The 17283-nt window shown below is 71.1% G+C and carries 13 protein-coding genes; 7 read left to right on the top strand and 6 right to left on the bottom strand.

Annotated features, from left to right (window positions below; all coding sequences use genetic code 11):
- Positions 1–74: 74 nt before the first annotated feature.
- Positions 75–299, bottom strand: coding sequence for a DUF7455 domain-containing protein (locus ACXJKB_RS14130; RefSeq protein ID WP_457189372.1), 225 nt, complete (start codon positions 297–299; stop codon positions 75–77).
- Between the two features lie 257 nt (positions 300–556).
- Here ACXJKB_RS14130 and ACXJKB_RS14125 point away from each other — a divergent pair, with 257 nt between their 5' ends.
- From ACXJKB_RS14125 to ACXJKB_RS14110, 4 genes are all read left to right on the top strand, one after another.
- On the top strand, positions 557–2629 hold the full coding sequence (locus ACXJKB_RS14125) for a DNA gyrase/topoisomerase IV subunit B (RefSeq protein WP_457189370.1): 2073 nt from the start codon (positions 557–559) through the stop codon (positions 2627–2629).
- Positions 2630–2757: 128 nt separating this feature from the next.
- The gene (locus tag ACXJKB_RS14120) at positions 2758–2925 is read left to right on the top strand and encodes a hypothetical protein (RefSeq protein WP_457189368.1); all 168 of its coding nucleotides are present in this window, start codon (positions 2758–2760) and stop codon (positions 2923–2925) included.
- 103 nt (positions 2926–3028) lie between these two features.
- Entirely contained in the window at positions 3029–4612 is a 1584-nt protein-coding gene (locus ACXJKB_RS14115) for a GMC family oxidoreductase (protein ID WP_457189367.1), read from the top strand.
- The gene (locus ACXJKB_RS14110) at positions 4609–6123 is read left to right on the top strand and encodes an aldehyde dehydrogenase family protein (protein ID WP_457189365.1); all 1515 of its coding nucleotides are present in this window, start codon (positions 4609–4611) and stop codon (positions 6121–6123) included. The genes ACXJKB_RS14115 and ACXJKB_RS14110 overlap by 4 nt, the downstream gene beginning before the upstream one ends.
- 115 nt (positions 6124–6238) lie before the next feature.
- On the opposite strand, the gene ACXJKB_RS14105 is transcribed toward ACXJKB_RS14110, so the two are convergent.
- The 5 genes from ACXJKB_RS14105 to ACXJKB_RS14085 all read right to left on the bottom strand — a co-directional run bounded on the left by ACXJKB_RS14105 (position 6239) and on the right by ACXJKB_RS14085 (position 12267).
- Complete coding sequence (locus tag ACXJKB_RS14105; protein WP_204811214.1) at positions 6239–6733, bottom strand: beta-class carbonic anhydrase; 495 nt, start codon at positions 6731–6733, stop codon at positions 6239–6241.
- 20 nt (positions 6734–6753) lie between these two features.
- Positions 6754–8523 (bottom strand): MFS transporter, encoded by a 1770-nt coding sequence (locus ACXJKB_RS14100; protein ID WP_457189363.1) that lies wholly within the window; start codon positions 8521–8523, stop codon positions 6754–6756.
- Positions 8520–9254, bottom strand: coding sequence for an LppX_LprAFG lipoprotein (locus ACXJKB_RS14095; protein WP_457189361.1), 735 nt, complete (start codon positions 9252–9254; stop codon positions 8520–8522). Before ACXJKB_RS14095 ends, ACXJKB_RS14100 begins: the two co-directional genes overlap by 4 nt.
- A gap of 4 nt (positions 9255–9258) precedes the next feature.
- Entirely contained in the window at positions 9259–11766 is a 2508-nt protein-coding gene (locus ACXJKB_RS14090) for a DNA gyrase/topoisomerase IV subunit A (protein WP_457189359.1), read from the bottom strand.
- A 183-nt stretch (positions 11767–11949) separates the two neighbouring features.
- Positions 11950–12267, bottom strand: coding sequence for a GIY-YIG nuclease family protein (locus ACXJKB_RS14085; RefSeq protein ID WP_457189357.1), 318 nt, complete (start codon positions 12265–12267; stop codon positions 11950–11952).
- Positions 12268–12519: 252 nt separating this feature from the next.
- Here ACXJKB_RS14085 and ACXJKB_RS14080 point away from each other — a divergent pair, with 252 nt between their 5' ends.
- The 3 genes from ACXJKB_RS14080 to ACXJKB_RS14070 are packed head-to-tail and all read left to right on the top strand — an operon-like array spanning position 12520 to position 17007.
- The gene (locus ACXJKB_RS14080) at positions 12520–15243 is read left to right on the top strand and encodes a bifunctional acetate--CoA ligase family protein/GNAT family N-acetyltransferase (protein WP_457189355.1); all 2724 of its coding nucleotides are present in this window, start codon (positions 12520–12522) and stop codon (positions 15241–15243) included.
- Between the two features lie 35 nt (positions 15244–15278).
- Positions 15279–15860: a DUF5998 family protein gene (locus tag ACXJKB_RS14075; protein WP_457189353.1), complete on the top strand. Its 582-nt coding sequence runs from the start codon at positions 15279–15281 to the stop codon at positions 15858–15860.
- A 10-nt stretch (positions 15861–15870) separates the two neighbouring features.
- A complete protein-coding gene (locus tag ACXJKB_RS14070; RefSeq protein ID WP_457189351.1) occupies positions 15871–17007 on the top strand; it encodes an alkaline phosphatase family protein in 1137 nt (378 codons plus the stop codon).
- The last annotated feature ends 276 nt before the right edge of the window (positions 17008–17283 follow it).

The raw sequence follows: 17283 nt of genomic DNA, 5'->3' as shown, positions 1-17283 counted from the left end.
GACGAGGACGCAGAACGGCCCCGGAGAGCGTGTCCGGGGCCGTTCGTGAAGTCGGTGGGTGCGGTCGGTGTGGCTCAGGCCTCGCTGCCCGCGGAGGGGGTGTCCAGCTTGTGGGTCTCGTCGTGGACGGCCGCGGCGATCTCGCGGAGCTTCTCGCCGTGCTCGCGGGCGTGGTGCGCGCAGAAGAGCAGCTCGCCGCCGGTCTGGAGCTCCACCCGGAGGTAGGCCTGGGCGCCGCAGCGGTCGCAGCGGTCACCGGCCGTGAGGACGGCCTGGGTGGGTGCGGTGGCAGTGGTCACGTCAGCCTCATTTCTGTGTTCATCGGTGTCTGGCCCAACGTAGCCAGTGGGACAAAGATTCCCTGCTGTCGTTTCAGGTTCGAGAACTCTTCAAGTCAATCACGTCACACGGTTCCCCGCTGGCGTTGTCCTCAAGCGTGGACGAGCCGTTGCGGAAGCGATACCTGTCCGGTGCCCACGCTAGACCGGACCATGCGTGGCGGGAGGCAGGCGTGCCTCCGTCGGCGCCCGGCGTGTCGCGGGTAGGTTCTTCCCTTGTGGCAGCACCGGCAGACAACACGTACAACGCCGCACACCTCCTCGTCCTCGAGGGGCTCGACGCGGTCCGCAAGCGACCGGGCATGTACATCGGCTCGACCGACACGCGCGGCCTGATGCACTGCCTCTGGGAGATCATCGACAACGGCGTGGACGAGGCCCTGGCCGGCGTCGCGCACTCCGTCGAGGTGACGCTGCACGACGACGGATCGGTCGAGGTGTACGACGACGGTCGCGGCATCCCGACCGACAAGGAGCCCAAGACCGGCCTGTCGGGCGTCGAGGTCGTCGCGACCAAGCTGCACGCCGGCGGCAAGTTCGGCGGCGGGTCCTACGTCGCCACCGGCGGCCTGCACGGCGTCGGCCTGTCCGTGGTCAACGCCCTGTCCGCCCGGATGGACATCGACGTCGACCGATCGCCCTCCCAGCAGGGCCTGTCCTTCCAGCGGGGTGTCCCCGGCGTCTTCGACGGTGACGGGCCCGGCGCGGCGTTCACCCCGCAGTCCGGCCTGACCCGCAAGGGCAAGCGGGTGGCGAAGGGCCGGACCGGCACCCGGGTCCGCTTCTGGCCGGACCGGCAGATCTTCACCAAGGACGCCCGGTTCGAGATGGAGGGCCTGATCGGCCGCGCCCGGCAGACGTCGTACATCGTCCCGGGCCTCGAGCTCGTCATCCGCGACCAGCGATCCTCGGAGATGGTGGAGGAGAAGTTCCGCCACGACGGCGGCATCGCGGAGTTCGTCGAGTTCCTCTCCCACGGCGAGCCGGTGACCGACATCCTGCGCCTGCAGGGCACCGACACCTTCACCGAGACGGTGCCGCTGCTCGACGACAAGGGGCACATGACGCCGCAGGAGGTCGAGCGCGAGCTCACCGTCGATGTCGCGGTGCGGTGGGACACGGCGTACGACACCGAGCTGCGCTCGTTCGTCAACGTGATCGCGACGCCCAAGGGCGGCACCCACGTCAGCGGGTTCGAGGCCGCGCTGACCAAGACCTTCAACGACTCCATGCGCGCCGCCAAGGTGCTCAAGGCCGCCGACACCGACGTCATCAAGGACGACGTGCAGGAGGGTCTCACCGCGGTGGTGACCGTGCGGCTCGCCGAGCCGCAGTTCGAGGGCCAGACCAAGGAGATCCTCGGCACACCGGCCGCGCGGAGCGTCGTGCGCAAGGTCGTGGCCGCCGAGCTCAAGGCGTTCCTCACCTCCACCAAGCGGGCCGAGAAGGCCCAGGCCAAGCTGCTGATGGAGAAGGTCGCAGGCGCGTCGAAGACCCGGCTCGCGGCCCGCCAGCACAAGGAGAACCAGCGGCGGAAGAACGCGCTGGAGTCCTCTGCGCTGCCGGCCAAGCTCTTCGACTGCCGCAGCACCGACACCGAGCGCACCGAGCTCTTCATCGTCGAGGGCGACTCGGCGATGGGCACCGCGAAGGCGGCGCGGAGCAGCGAGTTCCAGGCGCTGCTGCCGATCCGCGGCAAGATCCTCAACGTCCAGAAGGCCACCGTCGGCGACATGCTCAAGAACGCCGAGTGCGCCTCGATCATCCAGGTCGTCGGCGCCGGCTCGGGCCGGACCTTCGACCTCGAGGCGGCCCGCTACGGCCGGATCATCCTGATGGCCGACGCCGACTCCGACGGCGCCCACATCCGCTGCCTGCTCGCGACCCTGTTCTTCAAGTACATGCCCGAGCTCGTGCGCGACGGCCGGCTCTTCTCGGCCGTGCCGCCGCTGCACCGCATCGAGCTGTCCAACCCCAAGAAGGGGATGGACAAGTACATCTACACGTACTCCGACGACGAGCTGCAGCGCAAGCTCGCCGAGCTGAAGAGGAAGAACGTGCGCTGGAAGGACCCGGTCCAGCGCTACAAGGGCCTGGGTGAGATGGACGCCGACCAGCTGGCCGAGACCACCATGGATCCTCGCCACCGCACGCTCCGCAAGCTCACCATCGACGACGTCGACGAGGCGAGCAAGGTCTTCGACCTGCTGATGGGCTCCGACGTGGCCCCGCGCAAGGAGTTCATCGTGCAGGGTGCCTACGAGGTCGACGTGGAGACGCTGGACGCATGAGGCGCGCGCCATGTGAGGGCCCGAGCCAGGTGACCAGCAGGCCCGTCGACGGCGAGTCGTGGGCGACACGCCGCATCCGGTGCGCCGAAGCCGGGCATCGCGGCCCTTGCCCCGGTTAACGTGCGGGCATGTTCGACGTCGGGGGTGGTGAAGTGCTCGTCTTCATGGGCGTGATCTGTGCGGCGGTTGCGTTCGCGTTGTACTGGATCATCCGGCTGGCCGTGAAGCACGGCATCGAGGACGCTCGGCGGTACCCACCCGCGGACCTGCGGACCAAGGACCACGAGCAGCCCTGACGTCGAGCCTGTCCCGAAGACCACCACCATGACAGTGGTTGTGTCGCCATCTCACCGGCCGTAGGTTTGTGGCCCGCGTCACACCGCTGTCGACAGGGAGCCCATGCCCGACGAAACGTTCGACTACATCGTCATCGGGTCGGGCAGCGCGGGCGGCGTGGTCGCCGCGCGGCTGACGGAGGATCCGGACGTCCGGGTGCTCCTCCTCGAGGCCGGTCCCGCCGACGACGACGACAACATCCACATCCCGCTCGCCTTCTCGGCGCTCTTCAAGACCAGGTGGGACTGGAACTACGAGACGACCCCGCAGAAGCACCTGGGCGGGYGCCGGGCCTACTGGCCCCGCATGAAGGCGCTCGGCGGCTGCTCCTCGATGAACGCGATGATCTACATCCGCGGCAACCACGCCGACTACGACGAGTGGCGCGACGCCTACGGGGCGACGGGGTGGGGCTTCGACGACGTGCTGCCCTACTTCCGGAAGGCCGAGCACAACACCCGCCTCGGTGGCCCGTTCCACGGCAGCGACGGTCCGCTGCACGTGGAGGACCGGACCTACGACCACGAGCTGAGCACGGCGTTCGTCGAGGCGGGTGTCGCCGCCGGGCTCAAGCGCAACGACGACTTCAACGGCGCCGAGCAGGAGGGCGTCGGCCTCTACCAGGTGACGTGCAGGAAGGGGCGGCGCTGGTCCGTCGCGGACGCCTACATCCACCCGGCAGACGCGCGCCCCAACCTGGTCGTCCGCACCGAGGCCTTCGTGACCCGCATCGTGCTGGAGGGCAACCGCGCCGTCGGTGTCGCCTACACCCGCCGCGGCGAGCACCTCAAGGCGAGGGCGGACGCCGAGGTCGTCCTCAGCGGTGGTGCCATCAACAGCCCGCAGCTGCTCATGCTCTCCGGCATCGGCCCCGGCGCCCACCTGCGCGACATGGGCATCGACGTCGTCGTCGAGTCGTTTGGGGTGGGCCAGAACCTGCAGGACCATCCCGCTGCGGGCATCCTCAGCTACACCAAGGACACGACCGACATCGCGGAGATGCTGGGGCTGGGCAACCTCGTGAGGTGGAAGGCGACCGGCAAGGGGCCGCTGAGCTCCAACGTCGGAGAGGCGGGTGCGTTCTACACCTCCCGCGACGACCTCGCGCTGCCCGACATCCAGCTGCACGTCGCGCCGACCGGCTTCTACGACAACGGCATGCACGAGCCCGTACGTCGCGCACTCACCACGGCCATCACGCTGGTCAACGTGCAGAGCTCGGGCCAGGTCAGGTTGCGCTCGGCCGACCCCGCCTGGCACCCCGAGATCGATCCGGGCTACTTCGACGACCGCGCCGACCTCGACGCGATGATCAGTGGCTTCCGCACGGCCCTGGAGGTCCTGCGCCAGGGTCCCATCGCGAGGTTCGTCGACGAACCGTGGGTCCCGGCGTCGACCGACCCGAGCGACGACGAGATCGTCGACGGCATCGGGCGGTTGGGCCAGACGCTCTACCACCCCGTGGCGACGTGCGCCATGGGCACCGTCGACGGCAGCGTGGTCGACCCCGAGCTGAGGGTCCACGGCGTCGAGGGCCTGCGGGTGGCCGACGCCTCGGTCATGCCGAGGGTCCCGCGCGGCAACACGAACGCCCCCACCATCATGATCGGCGAGAAGTGCGCGGACCTCCTCAAGGAGTCACGATGAGCGCCACCCTCGAGCCGACCGCGGCGGACGGAACCACCGAGACCTTCGACTCGCTCGACCCGGCCAGCGGAGATGTCGTCGGCACGCACGCGGTCACCAGCCGGGCCGAGGTCGACGCCGCCGTCGCCCGCGCCCGCGAGGCCGTGGACTGGTGGGGCAACCTGTCGTTCGACGAGCGGGCAGAGCTCCTCCTCACCTGGCGCTCGGTGATCACCCGCCGGATCGCCCAGCTCGCGGACCTGTCCCACCGCGAGACCGGGAAGCCGCACGGTGACGCCCAGCTCGAGATCGTCCTGGCCATCGAGCACATCGCCTGGGCGGCCAGGAACGCCAAGAAGGTGCTCGGGGCACGCAAGGTCGGCTCCGGGTTGCTGATGGCCAACCAGTCCGCCACCGTGGCCTACCACCCGCTCGGCGTCGTCGGTGTGATCGGGCCGTGGAACTACCCGGTCTTCACCCCGATGGGATCGATCGCGTACGCCCTGGCCGCGGGCAACGCGGTCGTGTTCAAGCCCAGCGAGTACACGCCCGGTGTCGGCCAGTGGCTCGCCGACTCGTTCCGCGAGGTGGTGCAGGGCCGCGACGTGCTGCAGGTGGTCACGGGCCTGGGCGAGACCGGCAACGCGCTGTGCCGGGCGCGGATCGACAAGCTCGCCTTCACGGGATCCGGAAGGACCGGCAAGCTGGTCATGGCCGCCTGCGCCGAGAACCTGACACCGGTCGTCATCGAGGCCGGGGGCAAGGACTCGCTCATCGTCGACGAGGACGCCGACCTGACCAAAGCGGCGGAGGCCGCGCTGTGGGGCGGGATGGCCAACGCCGGGCAGACCTGCACCGGCACCGAGCGCGTCTACGTGCACCGCAACGTCTTCGACGACTTCATGACCGAGATCCTCGCCCAGGCCAAGGGGCTGCGCGCCGCGCCCGACTCCGCCGCCCAGATCGGGCCGATCACCATGCCGTCCCAGCTCGGGATCATCCGGAGCCACATCGATGACGCCGTCGCCAAGGGCGCCCGGGTGGCGCTCGGCGGCCCGGACGCCGTGGGTGAGCGGTTCGTGCAGCCGACGATCCTGACCCACGTGCCCGAGCACTCCACGGCGATCACCGAGGAGACCTTCGGCCCGACGCTGACGATCAACCCCGTCGACAGCATGGAGGAGGCCGTGCGCCTCACCAACGCGACCCAGTACGGTCTCGCGGGCGCGGTGTTCTCCCGAGCCAACGGCATGTCGATCGCTCGTCGCATCCGGTCCGGGATGACGTCGGTCAACTCCGTCATCTCCTTCGCTGCGGTGCCGGCCCTGCCCTTCGGCGGCGTCGGGCAGTCGGGGTTCGGACGCATCCACGGAGCTGACGGGCTCAGGGAGTTCACCTACGCCAAGGCGATCACCCGGCAGAAGTTCGCGCCGGTGATGAACCTGACGTCCTTCGCCCGCGACGCCGCGACCGACGGCAAGGTCGCCCAGCTCATCACCCTGCTGCACGGCGGCAAGCAGACCCTCAAGTAGCCATCCCGCGGAATGGCCGTGGCTGGTCGGCGGCTGTCGGTCGTCGAGCGGTGAGTGACGCAGGTTCTGAGGAGCGAAAAAGCTGTCTGACTCACCGCTCGGGGAGCCGGACGACTCACACGTGCTCGGTGAGCAGCCCTGAGTCGACGTCGTACAGGAAGCCGCCGACCTTGGCGCGCTCGCCGATGAGCGGGTGCGTGCGCACCTTGGCGACGTCCTGACGGAGCTGGTCGAGCTGGTCGGTGACGACGCCGAACGACGCCCAGCTGGCGTCAACGCCCGCGGACTCGCCGATCTTGACCCGGAGCTCCTGCTCCGAGGACGAGGCCATGGCGCAGCGGGTGTGGGGCACCACGAGGATGCGCTGGACGTTGAGCAGGTGCACGCCGAGCACGAGGGCCTCGAGCGCCTGCGGGGTCACGCGCGCGCCGGGGTTGCGGAAGATCTTGGCGTCGCCGTGCTTGAGCCCGAGCATGCCCAGCGGGTCGATGCGCGAGTCCATGCAGGTGACCAGGGCGATGCCGGCATGGGCCTTGCCGTCGAAGCCGCCGAGGTCGAACGTGTCCGCGAAGGCGCGGTTGGCCTGCAGGAGGTCGTCGAAGTCGCTCACGACCGGCAGGTTAGCGCCCCTCAGGCGCCGCCGGTGAAGACGTCCCGCGCCGCGAGCCGCGTCGGGCGCACCTGCCGGAACAGCACGAGCGCGAGGACGGCCGCCACCACCGCGCACCCAGCGGCTCCCCAGAAGACCGCGTGCTCCTGGGCGATGCCCGCGACCCGCAGCAGGTCGGAGAACTCCTTGCACCGGCTCTTGCCGTCGCAGACGTCCTGCACCGGCGGCACGGCGACCTGCTCGGAGTAGTAGCGCCGCAACCCGATCGTGGTGAGGGCCGAGATGCCGATCAGCATGCCCACCATGCGGGCGACCACGACGAAGGCGCTCGCCACGCCGTGGACGTCGTCGTCGGTGGACGCGAGCAGGGCCGCGTTGACCGGCGCGAGCGCCAGCCCGAAGCCCAGGCCGCCCGTGATCAGGGCCAGGTTGGCGATGGGCTCCTCGATCGTCGTGAGCCCCCAGCGGGTCATCAGCACGAAGCCGGTCGCGGCGAGCAGCATGCCGAGCGCGGTGACGAGGCCGGGGGAGAGGAAGCGGATGAGGTAGCCGCCGAGCACGGCGCCCACCGGCAGCGCGAGCAGGAACCGGACCAGCACGAGCGCCGCGGGCAGCTGGTCGTCGGGGTAGACGGTGGTGCGGGCGAACAGCGGGATGTCGATGAGGGCGGCGATCAGCGCGGCACCGACGAAGAAGCTGACCAGCAGCGCCCCCCATGCCGGCGTACGACGCAGCGCGCCGCGCGGCACCAGCGGGTTCGCCGCACGGCGTACGTGCCAGGTGAACGCTGCCGCCGCCACGAGCGCGCCGAGGAGGTACCACCGGCCCTGGGGCGAGAAGACCTCGATCTTCGGGTCGGCGGTCGCGAACGCGAGGATCACCCCGCCGAGCGCGGCGGCGAGCAGCAGGGCGCCGACCAGGTCGGCGTCGACGAGCACGCGGATCCAGCCGCGCAGGTCGAGCAGCGGGCGGGGCGCGAACCAGCACCACGCCAGCAGCAGGACGAGCGCGACGACGGTCGCCATGCCGATCGGGGTCAGCCAGCGGCCGTCACCGGCGAACGGCACGAAGAGCCGTCCCCACGTCAGGTCGCGCATCAGCGGGGCGGGGCGCAGGAAGACGACGGCCGCGCACGCGAAGGTGACCAGCAGCAGGAGCAGCCCGACGAGGTCGGGCCGGCGACGTGCTCCCGCAGGTCTCCGCTGCGGGGCGAGCGCGCGGATGGCGGCGGCCAGCACGAGGCCGACGGCGAGGTTGATCGCGAAGATGGCCCGCCAGTCGGCGACGGCGAGGACGGCCGCGCCGAAGAGCGGACCCAGGACCGCGCCGATCTCCTGCACGGCCGAGACCACGCCCAGCGGGACGCCGCGGCGCTCGACGGGGTAGAGGTCGGCCACCAGCGCGAGGGTCGCCGGCACCAGTCCGCCGCCACCGACACCCTGGAGGAACCGGCCGGCCACGATGCTCGGCATGTCGTAGGCCACCGTGGTGATGAGGGAGCCCAGCGCGAAGAGCACGAGCGCCATCACCAGCACCGGCACCCGCCCGCGCAGGTCGGCGATCCGGCCGATCAGCGGGAGCATCGCGACGTAGCCGAGGAGGAAGCCGCTGACGATCGGTGCCGCGCGCTGGAGCTGGTCGATCGGCACGCCGACGCCGGTCATCATGTCGGGCAGGGCGAGCACGACGACGTAGGTGTCGGCCGCCGCGAACGCCACGGCGACGGCTGCCATGGCGAGGAGCAGCCGCGAGCTGCGCGAGACCACTGCCTCGCCCGCGGCGGTGCTCACGGCGCGGTGATGTCCTTCTCGGTGCCGTAGTCGGCAAAGTCGACGGTGTAGGTCATCGGCTCGGCGTGGGGGTAGAAGACACCCGTCAGCGTGGCCTCGCGCAGCTCGCCCTCGTCGGTGACCTGCCACTCCACGTCGAAGGAGTCACCCGAGGACGACGGGATGATCGACTTCATCGCCGACCCCGGCACCGTGCCGGTGTAGGTGGTGAGGATCTCGGTGTTGTCGGCACCGCCGCGCACGCTTTCCCCGGCCTCCGGTGACTCGGTCTGCTCGAGCAGGCCCGCGAAGCCGTCCTCGCCGACGAGGTTCGAGGGGTCGGGGGCGCCGTACTCCTTGGGGTTGACCTTGTTCCAGCCCGGGGTGAAGGGGAGCTGGGCGTAGACGGTGTCGTCGACCGCGATGACGGGTACGTCGACGGTCTGGCCGCCGAACACCACGGTGATCGAGCCGTCGAAGGCCGGCGCCTGGGTGATCGTGCCGGTCGCCTTGGTGATGCCGGAGACACCGTCGGGGAGCGTCGGCGTGGACAGGGTGAGGTCGACGCCGCTCGTCTCGGTGAGGGTCGCGGCCGCCTCGGCCAGCACCTCCTCGGGAGTGGGGCCCTCGTCGCCACCGCCTCCGCCGCTGCCACCGTCGTCGCCCGAGCAGGCGGACAGGACGGGCAGGGCGAGGACGAGGGCGGCGACCGTGGTGGTGAGCCGTCCGGACGTGCGGGCGCGAGCGAGCATGGCCTCAGCCTTCCACAGGGGCGGCTGCGTCACCGGCGTCCGTGCCCGACGCCGCGCGGGTCGCGACCTGGGCCGCGACCGGGGAGGCCACCGCCGCGATGGGCTGCGGAGCAGGCACGCCCGAGCCGTCGCGCCTGCCGTTGGCCTCGGGCAGGTCGACGGGCGCACCGCTCGACGCGGCCGCGCGGGCCGGACCGGGGCCGGCCCAGGCGGTGACGAGGGTGTCCTCGCCCTTGAGGAAGCGGTGGCTGCGGACGCCGCCGGTGGCGCGCCCCTTGCCGGGGTACTCGGTGAACGGCGTCACCTTGACCGCGCCGGCCTCGGTGCCGGGCAGGGCCGTGGAGGAGCCGGACGCCGTCACGACGACCGCGTCGGCGGGGTCGAAGGCGCCGAAGAAGGCGGCCCGCTGGCCCGAGCCGAGCTTGATGCCGGCCATGCCTCCGCCCGAGCGCCCCTGTGGACGCACGCCGGAGGCGGAGAAGTGGAGCAGCTGGGCGTCGGTGGAGATGAAGCAGAGCTCCTCCTCGCCGGTGGCGAGCTCGACGGCACCGATGACCTCATCGCCGTCCTTGAGGCCGATGACCTCCCACTCGTCGCGGTTGAGCACCTCCGGGTTGACCCGCTTGACCACGCCGTCGCGCGTGCCCAGCGCGAGGCCGGGGCCGTCGGTGCGCAGCGAGGTGAGCGCGAGCGCCCGCTCGCCCGCCTCGAGGGCGACGAGCTCGCTGAGCGGGACGCCGCCGGCGACGTGGGGGTCGTTGGCGGTCGAGGGCAGCTCGGCGCCGATGTCGATGACCGGCAGCCGGACGAGCCGGCCGCGGTTGGTCAGCAGGCCGACCTCGCCGCGCCTGGAGGACAGGACCGCGGAGACCGTCACGTCGTGGTTGGCCCGGTCGCCGCCGCGTCCGGGGGCATCGGCGTCCCGGGTGCGGGCGAGCAGGCCGGTGGAGGACAGCAGGACGAAGCAGGGGTCGTCGCTGACCTCGACCGCCGAGGCCGCAGTCACGGCCGGTGCGGCGCCGAGCAGGACCGTACGGCGGGGTGTGCCGTGCTCCTTGGCGACGTCGGTGAGCTCGTCGGAGACGACCTTCCGCAGGAGCTTCTCGTCGGCCAGGATCGCGTCGAGCTGCTCGATGGTGCGCTCGAGCTCGCTCTTCTCCTTCTCGAGCTCCAGCTTGCTGAACCTGGTCAGGCGTCGCAGGGGCATGTCGAGGATGTAGTCGGCCTGCACCTCGGTGAGGTCGAACACCGAGATCAGCCGCTCCTTGGCGGCGGCGGCGTTGTCGGAGCCGCGGATCACCTGGATGACCTCGTCGATGTCGAGGATCGCGATCAGCAGGCCGTCGACGAGGTGCAGCCGGTCCGCGGCCTTGGCGCGGCGGAACGTCGAGCGTCGGCGTACGACGTCGAAGCGGTGGCCGAGGAAGACCTCGAGCATCTCCTTGATGCCCAGCGTGCGTGGCTGGCCGTCGACGAGGGCGACGGCGTTGATCCCGAAGGAGTCCTCGAGCGCGGTCTGGCGGTAGAGCTGCTCGAGGATCGCCTCGGGGACGAAGCCGTTCTTGATCTCGATGACCAGGCGCAGCCCGTGCTCGCGGTCGCTGAGGTCCTTGATGTCGGCGATGCCTTGGAGCTTCTTGGACAGCACCAGCTTCTTGATCTGCTCCATGACCCGCTCGGTGCCGACACCGTAGGGGAGCTCGGTGACGACGATGCCCTTGCGTCGCGCGGTCACCGACTCGATCCGGGCGGTCGCGCGCATCTTGAAGGTGCCGCGACCGGTCTCGTAGGCGTCGCGGATCCCGTCGAGGCCGACGATCTTGCCGCCGGTGGGCAGGTCCGGACCGGGGATGAAGCGCATCAGGTCGTCGAGCGACGCCTTGGGGTGCGTGATCAGGTGCTTGAGCGCCTGGACGACCTCGACGAGGTTGTGCGGGGCGATGTTGGTGGCCATGCCGACCGCGATGCCGGCCGACCCGTTGACCAGCAGGTGGGGGATGGCCGCAGGCAGGACGACCGGCTCCATCTCGCGCGAGTCGTAGTTGGGCTTGAAGTCGACCGTGTCCTCGTCGATCGAGGCGGTCATCGCGACCGCGGCGGGCGCCATCCGGCACTCGGTGTAGCGCATGGCGGCGGGGGAGTCGTCGGGCGAGCCGAAGTTGCCGTGGCCGTCGACCGTGCGCAGCCGCATCGACCAGGGCTGCGCCATCCGGACCAGCGCGTCGTAGATCGCGCCGTCACCGTGCGGGTGCAGCCGGCCCATGACCTCACCGACGACGCGGGCGCTCTTGACGTGCCCGCGGTCGGGCCGCAGCGACATCTCGTCCATCGTGTAGAGGATGCGCCGCTGCACCGGCTTGAGCCCGTCGCGCGCGTCGGGCAGTGCCCGCGAGTAGATGACCGAGTAGGCGTACTCGAGGAACGACGTCTGCATCTCGTCGCGGATGTCGGTGTCGAGGATGTGCTCCTCGAAGTCGTCCGGGAGGGGCTCCTGCTTCGTACGTCGTGCCATGTCCGCCATTCTCCCCGCTGCCACCGCGCGGAAGGACGGGGGCACGCCGAGAACCCCTCGGTGGTCGAGTAGCCCGCGGGCTGACCCTCGTTGGTCGAGTAGCCCGCGAGCGCCAGCGAGCGGGCGTATCGAGACCTCGGTCGGATGCGGGGGTCTCGATACGACTACATGGGCTGCTGTCAGCTACGCGACCGGGGACGGAGGTGGCTGCCGACGGCGGGAGAAGTCCTTCTTCGCGAGCGCAGGCAGGCCCTCGTAGTCACCGTCGACCAGGGCCAGTCGTTTGCGCCGGCTCCAGTTCTGGACCTGCTTCTCGCGCGAGTAGGCCAGGCCGACGTTCTCGTACTCCTCGTGCCAGACGAGCTCGACCGGTCTGCGTGTGCTGGTGTACTCGGCCCCCAGCCCGATCTGGTGCTGGTGCAGCCGGATGGCGAGGTCGCGGGTGCTGCCGACGTAGAACGAACCGTCGGAGCAGCGGAGCATGTAGACGTAGGCAGTCATGGGTCCAGCGTCGATCCTGGTCGTGGCGGACGACAGGTGTGCGGCTGCATCTGTGGACAGGGGTCTCGATACGCCTCGCTCGTTCCTCGCTCGGCTACTCGACCAGCGAGGGAGGGGTCGGGTCTCGATACGCCTCGCTCGTTCCTCGCTCGGCTACTCGACCAGCGAGGGAGGGGTCGGGTCTCGATACGCCTCGCTCGTTCCTGCTCGGCTACTCGACCAGCGAGAGGGGCGCCCCGATAGATTGCAGCCGTGACCGAAGCGGACGCTGCTGCAGACCAGGTGCGTACGACGCGGCCGCCCCGGCACTGGGAGGCCGACGTCCTGCTGCGCGACGGGCGGACGGCCCACATCCGGCCGATCCAGCCGGAGGACCGCGAGCTGCTGGTCGAGTTCTACAGCCGCGTCTCGGACCAGTCGAAGTACTACCGGTTCTTCTCGCCGATGCCCGAGCTCTCCGAACGCGACCTCGACCGGTTCACCCAGGTCGACCACCGCGACCGGGTCGCGATGATCCTGCTCGTGGCCGGGCACATGATCGCCGTCGGGCGTTACGACATGATCCGGCCCGGCTACGCCGAGGTCGCCTTCCTCGTCGAGGACGCCCACCAGGGCCGCGGCATCGGCCAGCTCCTGCTCGAGCACCTCGCGCAGGCGGGCCGCGAGCGGGGGATCGACGAGTTCGTCGCCGAGGTGCTGCCCGACAACCAGGCGATGATCCACACCTTCAAGGACGCCGGCTACCAGGTGAAGAGCACGTTCGAGGACGGCGTGATGGAGCTGGTGTTCCGGATCGACCCGACCGACACCGCGCTCGGCGTGATGGAGCAGCGCGAGCACCGGGCGGAGTACGCCTCGATCGAGCGGTTCTTCTCGCCGAAGTCGGTCGCGATCATCGGCGCCAGCCGGCGGCAGGACACCATCGGCCGGGCGCTGGTGCGCCACCTCGTCCTCGGCAACTTCACCGGCCGCATCCACGTGGTGAACCCCAGCGCCGACTCGGTGTCGGGGATGCCGGCGTGGAAGTCGGTGGGCGACATCCCCGGCGAGGTCGACGTCGCCATCGTCGCCGTACCGGCCGAGTCGGTGCAGGACGTCGTGCTCGACTGCGCCGCCAAGGGTGTCCACGGCCTGGTGGTGATCTCGTCGGGCTTCGCCGAGACCGGCGAGGAGGGCCGGATGCGGCAGCGGCGCCTGGTCGGGCTGTCCCGCTCCTACGGCCTTCGCCTGATCGGCCCCAACGCCCTCGGCATCATCAACACCGACCCCGACGTCCAGCTCAACGCCTCGCTCTCCTCGGTGATGCCGCCGCGCGGCCGCGCCGGGTTCTTCTGCCAGTCCGGTGCGCTCGGCTCGGCGATCCTCGAGAAGGTGCAGAACCGGGGACTCGGCCTCACCACGTTCGTGAGCGCGGGCAACCGCGCCGACGTGTCCGGCAACGACCTCCTCCAGTACTGGGAGGAGGACGACGCCACCGAGGTCGTGCTGCTCTACCTCGAGTCGATCGGCAACCCGCGCAAGTTCTCCCGCATCGCCCGCCGGGTCAGCCGCCGCAAGCCGATCGTCGCGGTGCGGTCGGGCCGCAGCTCCCAGGGTGTGCCGATGGGGCACGCCGTGCGCAAGATCGGGGCGCCGGGCGAGGCGGTCGACGCCATGTTCCGGCAGGCGGGGATCATCCAGGTCGAGTCGCTCGAGGAGATGTTCGACGTCGCCCAGCTGCTCGCCCACCAGCCGCTGCCGCGCGGGCGCCGGGTCGCGATCGTCGGCAACTCCGACGCCCTCGGGCTGCTCGCGGCCGACGCCGCCAACTCGGTCGGCCTGGTCGTGAACCGGCAGGAGGCGCTCGGTGCCGACGCGACCGCGGAGGACTTCGAGGACGCCCTCGACGCCGCGATCGACGACCCCGAGGTCGACGCGGTGGTCGCGATCTTCATCCCGCCGCTCAACGTCGCCGGCGCCCGCGAGGACGTCGCCAACGTGCTCGCCGCCGTCGGTGAGCAGTCCGACAAGCCCATCGTCTCGACCTTCCTCGGCACCGAGGGCGTTCCCGAGCTGCTGCGAGTGCCCGACGTCGCCGGTTCCAGCGCCGGCCGCGGGTCGGTGCCGTCGTACCCCGCCGTCGAGGCCGCCGTCCGCGCCCTCGCCCACGTCGTGGAGTACGCCGTATGGCTGCGCGTGCCGCAGGCGCCGCTCGTCGAGCCGGGCGTCAACGACCTCGACGCGGCCCGCCACCTCGTCAACGAGGTGCTGATGCGCCACCCGGAGGGGCGCGACCTCGACTTCGACGAGCAGTACCGCCTGCTCACCGCCTACGGCATCGACCTGTGGGACACCTACGCCGTCTCCACCCTCGACGAGGCCACCACTGCCGGCGATGCGCTGGGCTGGGACGTCGTCCTCAAGGCCACCGCCGACCACCTCCGCGACCGCCCGGACCTGGCCCACGTGTGGCGCAACATCGACACGCCCGAGGAGATGGCGCAGGCCTGGCGCTCGCTCACCAGCCTGATCACCGACCCCGACAATGCCGGGTTCGTCGTGCAGCGCAACGCGCCCCCGGGCGTGCCGGTCACCATCGCGACGATGGAGGACCCGCTCTTCGGGCCTGTCCTGTCCTTCGGCATCGGGGGCCCGCTCACCGAGCTGCTGGGCGACCGGTCGTTCCGGATCCCGCCGCTCGCCGACCACGACGCCCAGGACATGGTGCGCGAGATCAAGGCCTCTCCGCTGCTCTTCGGCTACCGCGGCAGCGAGATCGTCGACGTCGCCGAGATCGAGCGGCTCGTGCGCCAGGTGGCCCAGCTGCAGCACGACCTGCCGCAGGTGCGCGCACTGCAGCTGCCGCTCGTGCTGGCCGGGGCGGAGGGCGCGACCGTGCTCGGGGCCAGCGTGCGGGTGGAGCCGGTCAAGGACCCGCGGTCCGACTGGTTCGTCCGACGACTCAGCACGATGCCCGGGGACACCCTGCCTGACTGAGGCCGGACTGGCCGAGGCGTGACAGACTTGTCACCATGCCCCGCTCCACCCGTGACGCGGACGTCTCCCACGACCTCCGCAAGGCGATCCAACGCACCGGCTACTACCCCGAGGTCGTCGCCGACGGCGTCTTCTCTGCGGCCGGCGGCGAGGAGGTCGTGTCCTACTTCGTCCACCACGAGACGACGTTCGACCACGAGGAGGTACGCCGTCACCTGACCGCGCTGCTCCTGACGCCCACCCGGCTGGTGATCGCGCACACCGACGAGCACCCCGGCGACGACCTGCTGCCCGAGCCCTACACCTCGACGACCACCGAGGCGGTCACCCTCACGTCCATCCGGACCGTGGTGGTGACGCGCATGGTGGCCAACCCGACCAAGGGCGTCGCTCCGCCCGCCGAGGCGGTGCTGACCATCGGCTGGGGCGGCGTGGGACGGCTCGACCTCGAGCCGGCCGCGTGCTCGGACCCGAGCTGCGACGCGGACCACGGCTACACCGGCACCCTGGCCGGCGACGACTACACGCTGCGGGTGTCTGCCGCCGCCGAGGGAGCAGACGCCGTGGCCGGCCTGCTCGCCTTCGCGGAGGCGTTGTCCGTGCGCACCCGCGGATGAGCACCCGGCGGTGACCTCCGCTCCCGAGCCGGCGGGCTTCACCCCGCCGGCCTACGGCGACCGTTCGCTCGCCGACGTCGTGCCGTCGGTCGCGCGCGCCCTCGGCGTCGCCCTCGACGGGCACCCGGTCGGCCTCGAGCTCCCGCCCGCGCCGTCGTACGTCGTGTTCCTCATCGACGGGATGGGCGCGAAGCTGCTCACCCGCTACGCCCACTCCGCGCCCTACCTCTCCTCCCTCCTCGACGGCGCCGCGACCGGCACCGCCGGCGTGCCGTCGACCACGGCCACCTCGCTCACCTCGCTCGGCACCGGGCTGGTGCCCGGGGCGCACGGGCTCGTCGGCTTCACCGCCCGGATCCCGGGCACCGACCGGTTGCTCAACCACCTCTGGTGGGACAAGGGCGTCGACCCCGTCGAGTGGCAGCCGCACCCGACGGCGCTCGGGCGGCTGGCGCACGCGGGCGTTCACGTGACCTCGGTCAACAAGCGGGACTTCGACGGGTCCGGACTGACCGTCGCGTCGCAGCGCGGGGCGACGTACGTCGGCGCGGACCGCGTGGGCGAGCGCATCGCCGCGACCGTCGCCGCCTCGGCCGACCAGCCGTCGCTGACCTACGTCTACGACTCCGACCTCGACTGGACCGGGCACAAGTTCGGCGTCGCCTCCACCCAGTGGCTCCAGCAGCTCGCGATGGTCGACGCCGAGGCCGAGCAGCTGCGCGAGGCGCTGCCTGCCTCGACCCGGCTGCTGGTGGTCGCCGACCACGGCATGGTCGACAGCCCCCGTGAGTCCCGGGTCGACGTCGACGAGGTCGACGGGATGCGCGACGGCGTCGCGCTCCTCGGTGGGGAGGCCAGGTTCCGCCACCTCTACTGCGCCGCCGGCGCCGTGCCCGACGTCGTGGCCACCTGGCGCGAGGTGCTGCGGGACCGGGCCACCGTGCTGACGCGCGAGGAGGCGATCGGGCGTGGGTGGTTCGGCGCGGTGTCGCCGGGCGTGCTGCCACGCCTGGGCGACGTGATGGTCGCCTGCCACGACGACACCGCGGTGATGTCCAGCCGCGACTTCGCCTACGAGGACACCCTGGTCGGGCTCCACGGCTCGCTCACCCCGGCCGAGATGCTGATCCCGATCCTGGTCGGCTGAGTCGCCGGCTCGCCCGTGAGTCTCCCGGAGACTCACGCAGCTCCTGCGGCGCGTCGGACGACCACAACCTCGTTCCAGCCGCGCCCGTCAGCGGCGTACGCGCGTGCCGTGCGGAGCTTCTGGTCGTCCGACACGCCGACCCCTGCTGTGAGTCTCGTGGAGACTCACGGGCCAGGGCCGGGTTCAGCGGCCGGCGTCGTACAGGACCTTGGCGGCCCGGCTGTCCACCGCGGTCAGCGCGAGCAGGGAGGCGGCGGTCGCGCGGCCGGTCCAGCC

This window comes from Nocardioides sp. P5_E3, from assembly GCF_054049275.1.
Note: the sequence above shows the minus strand (reverse complement) of the source record. Positions and strands in the feature narration are given on the sequence as shown.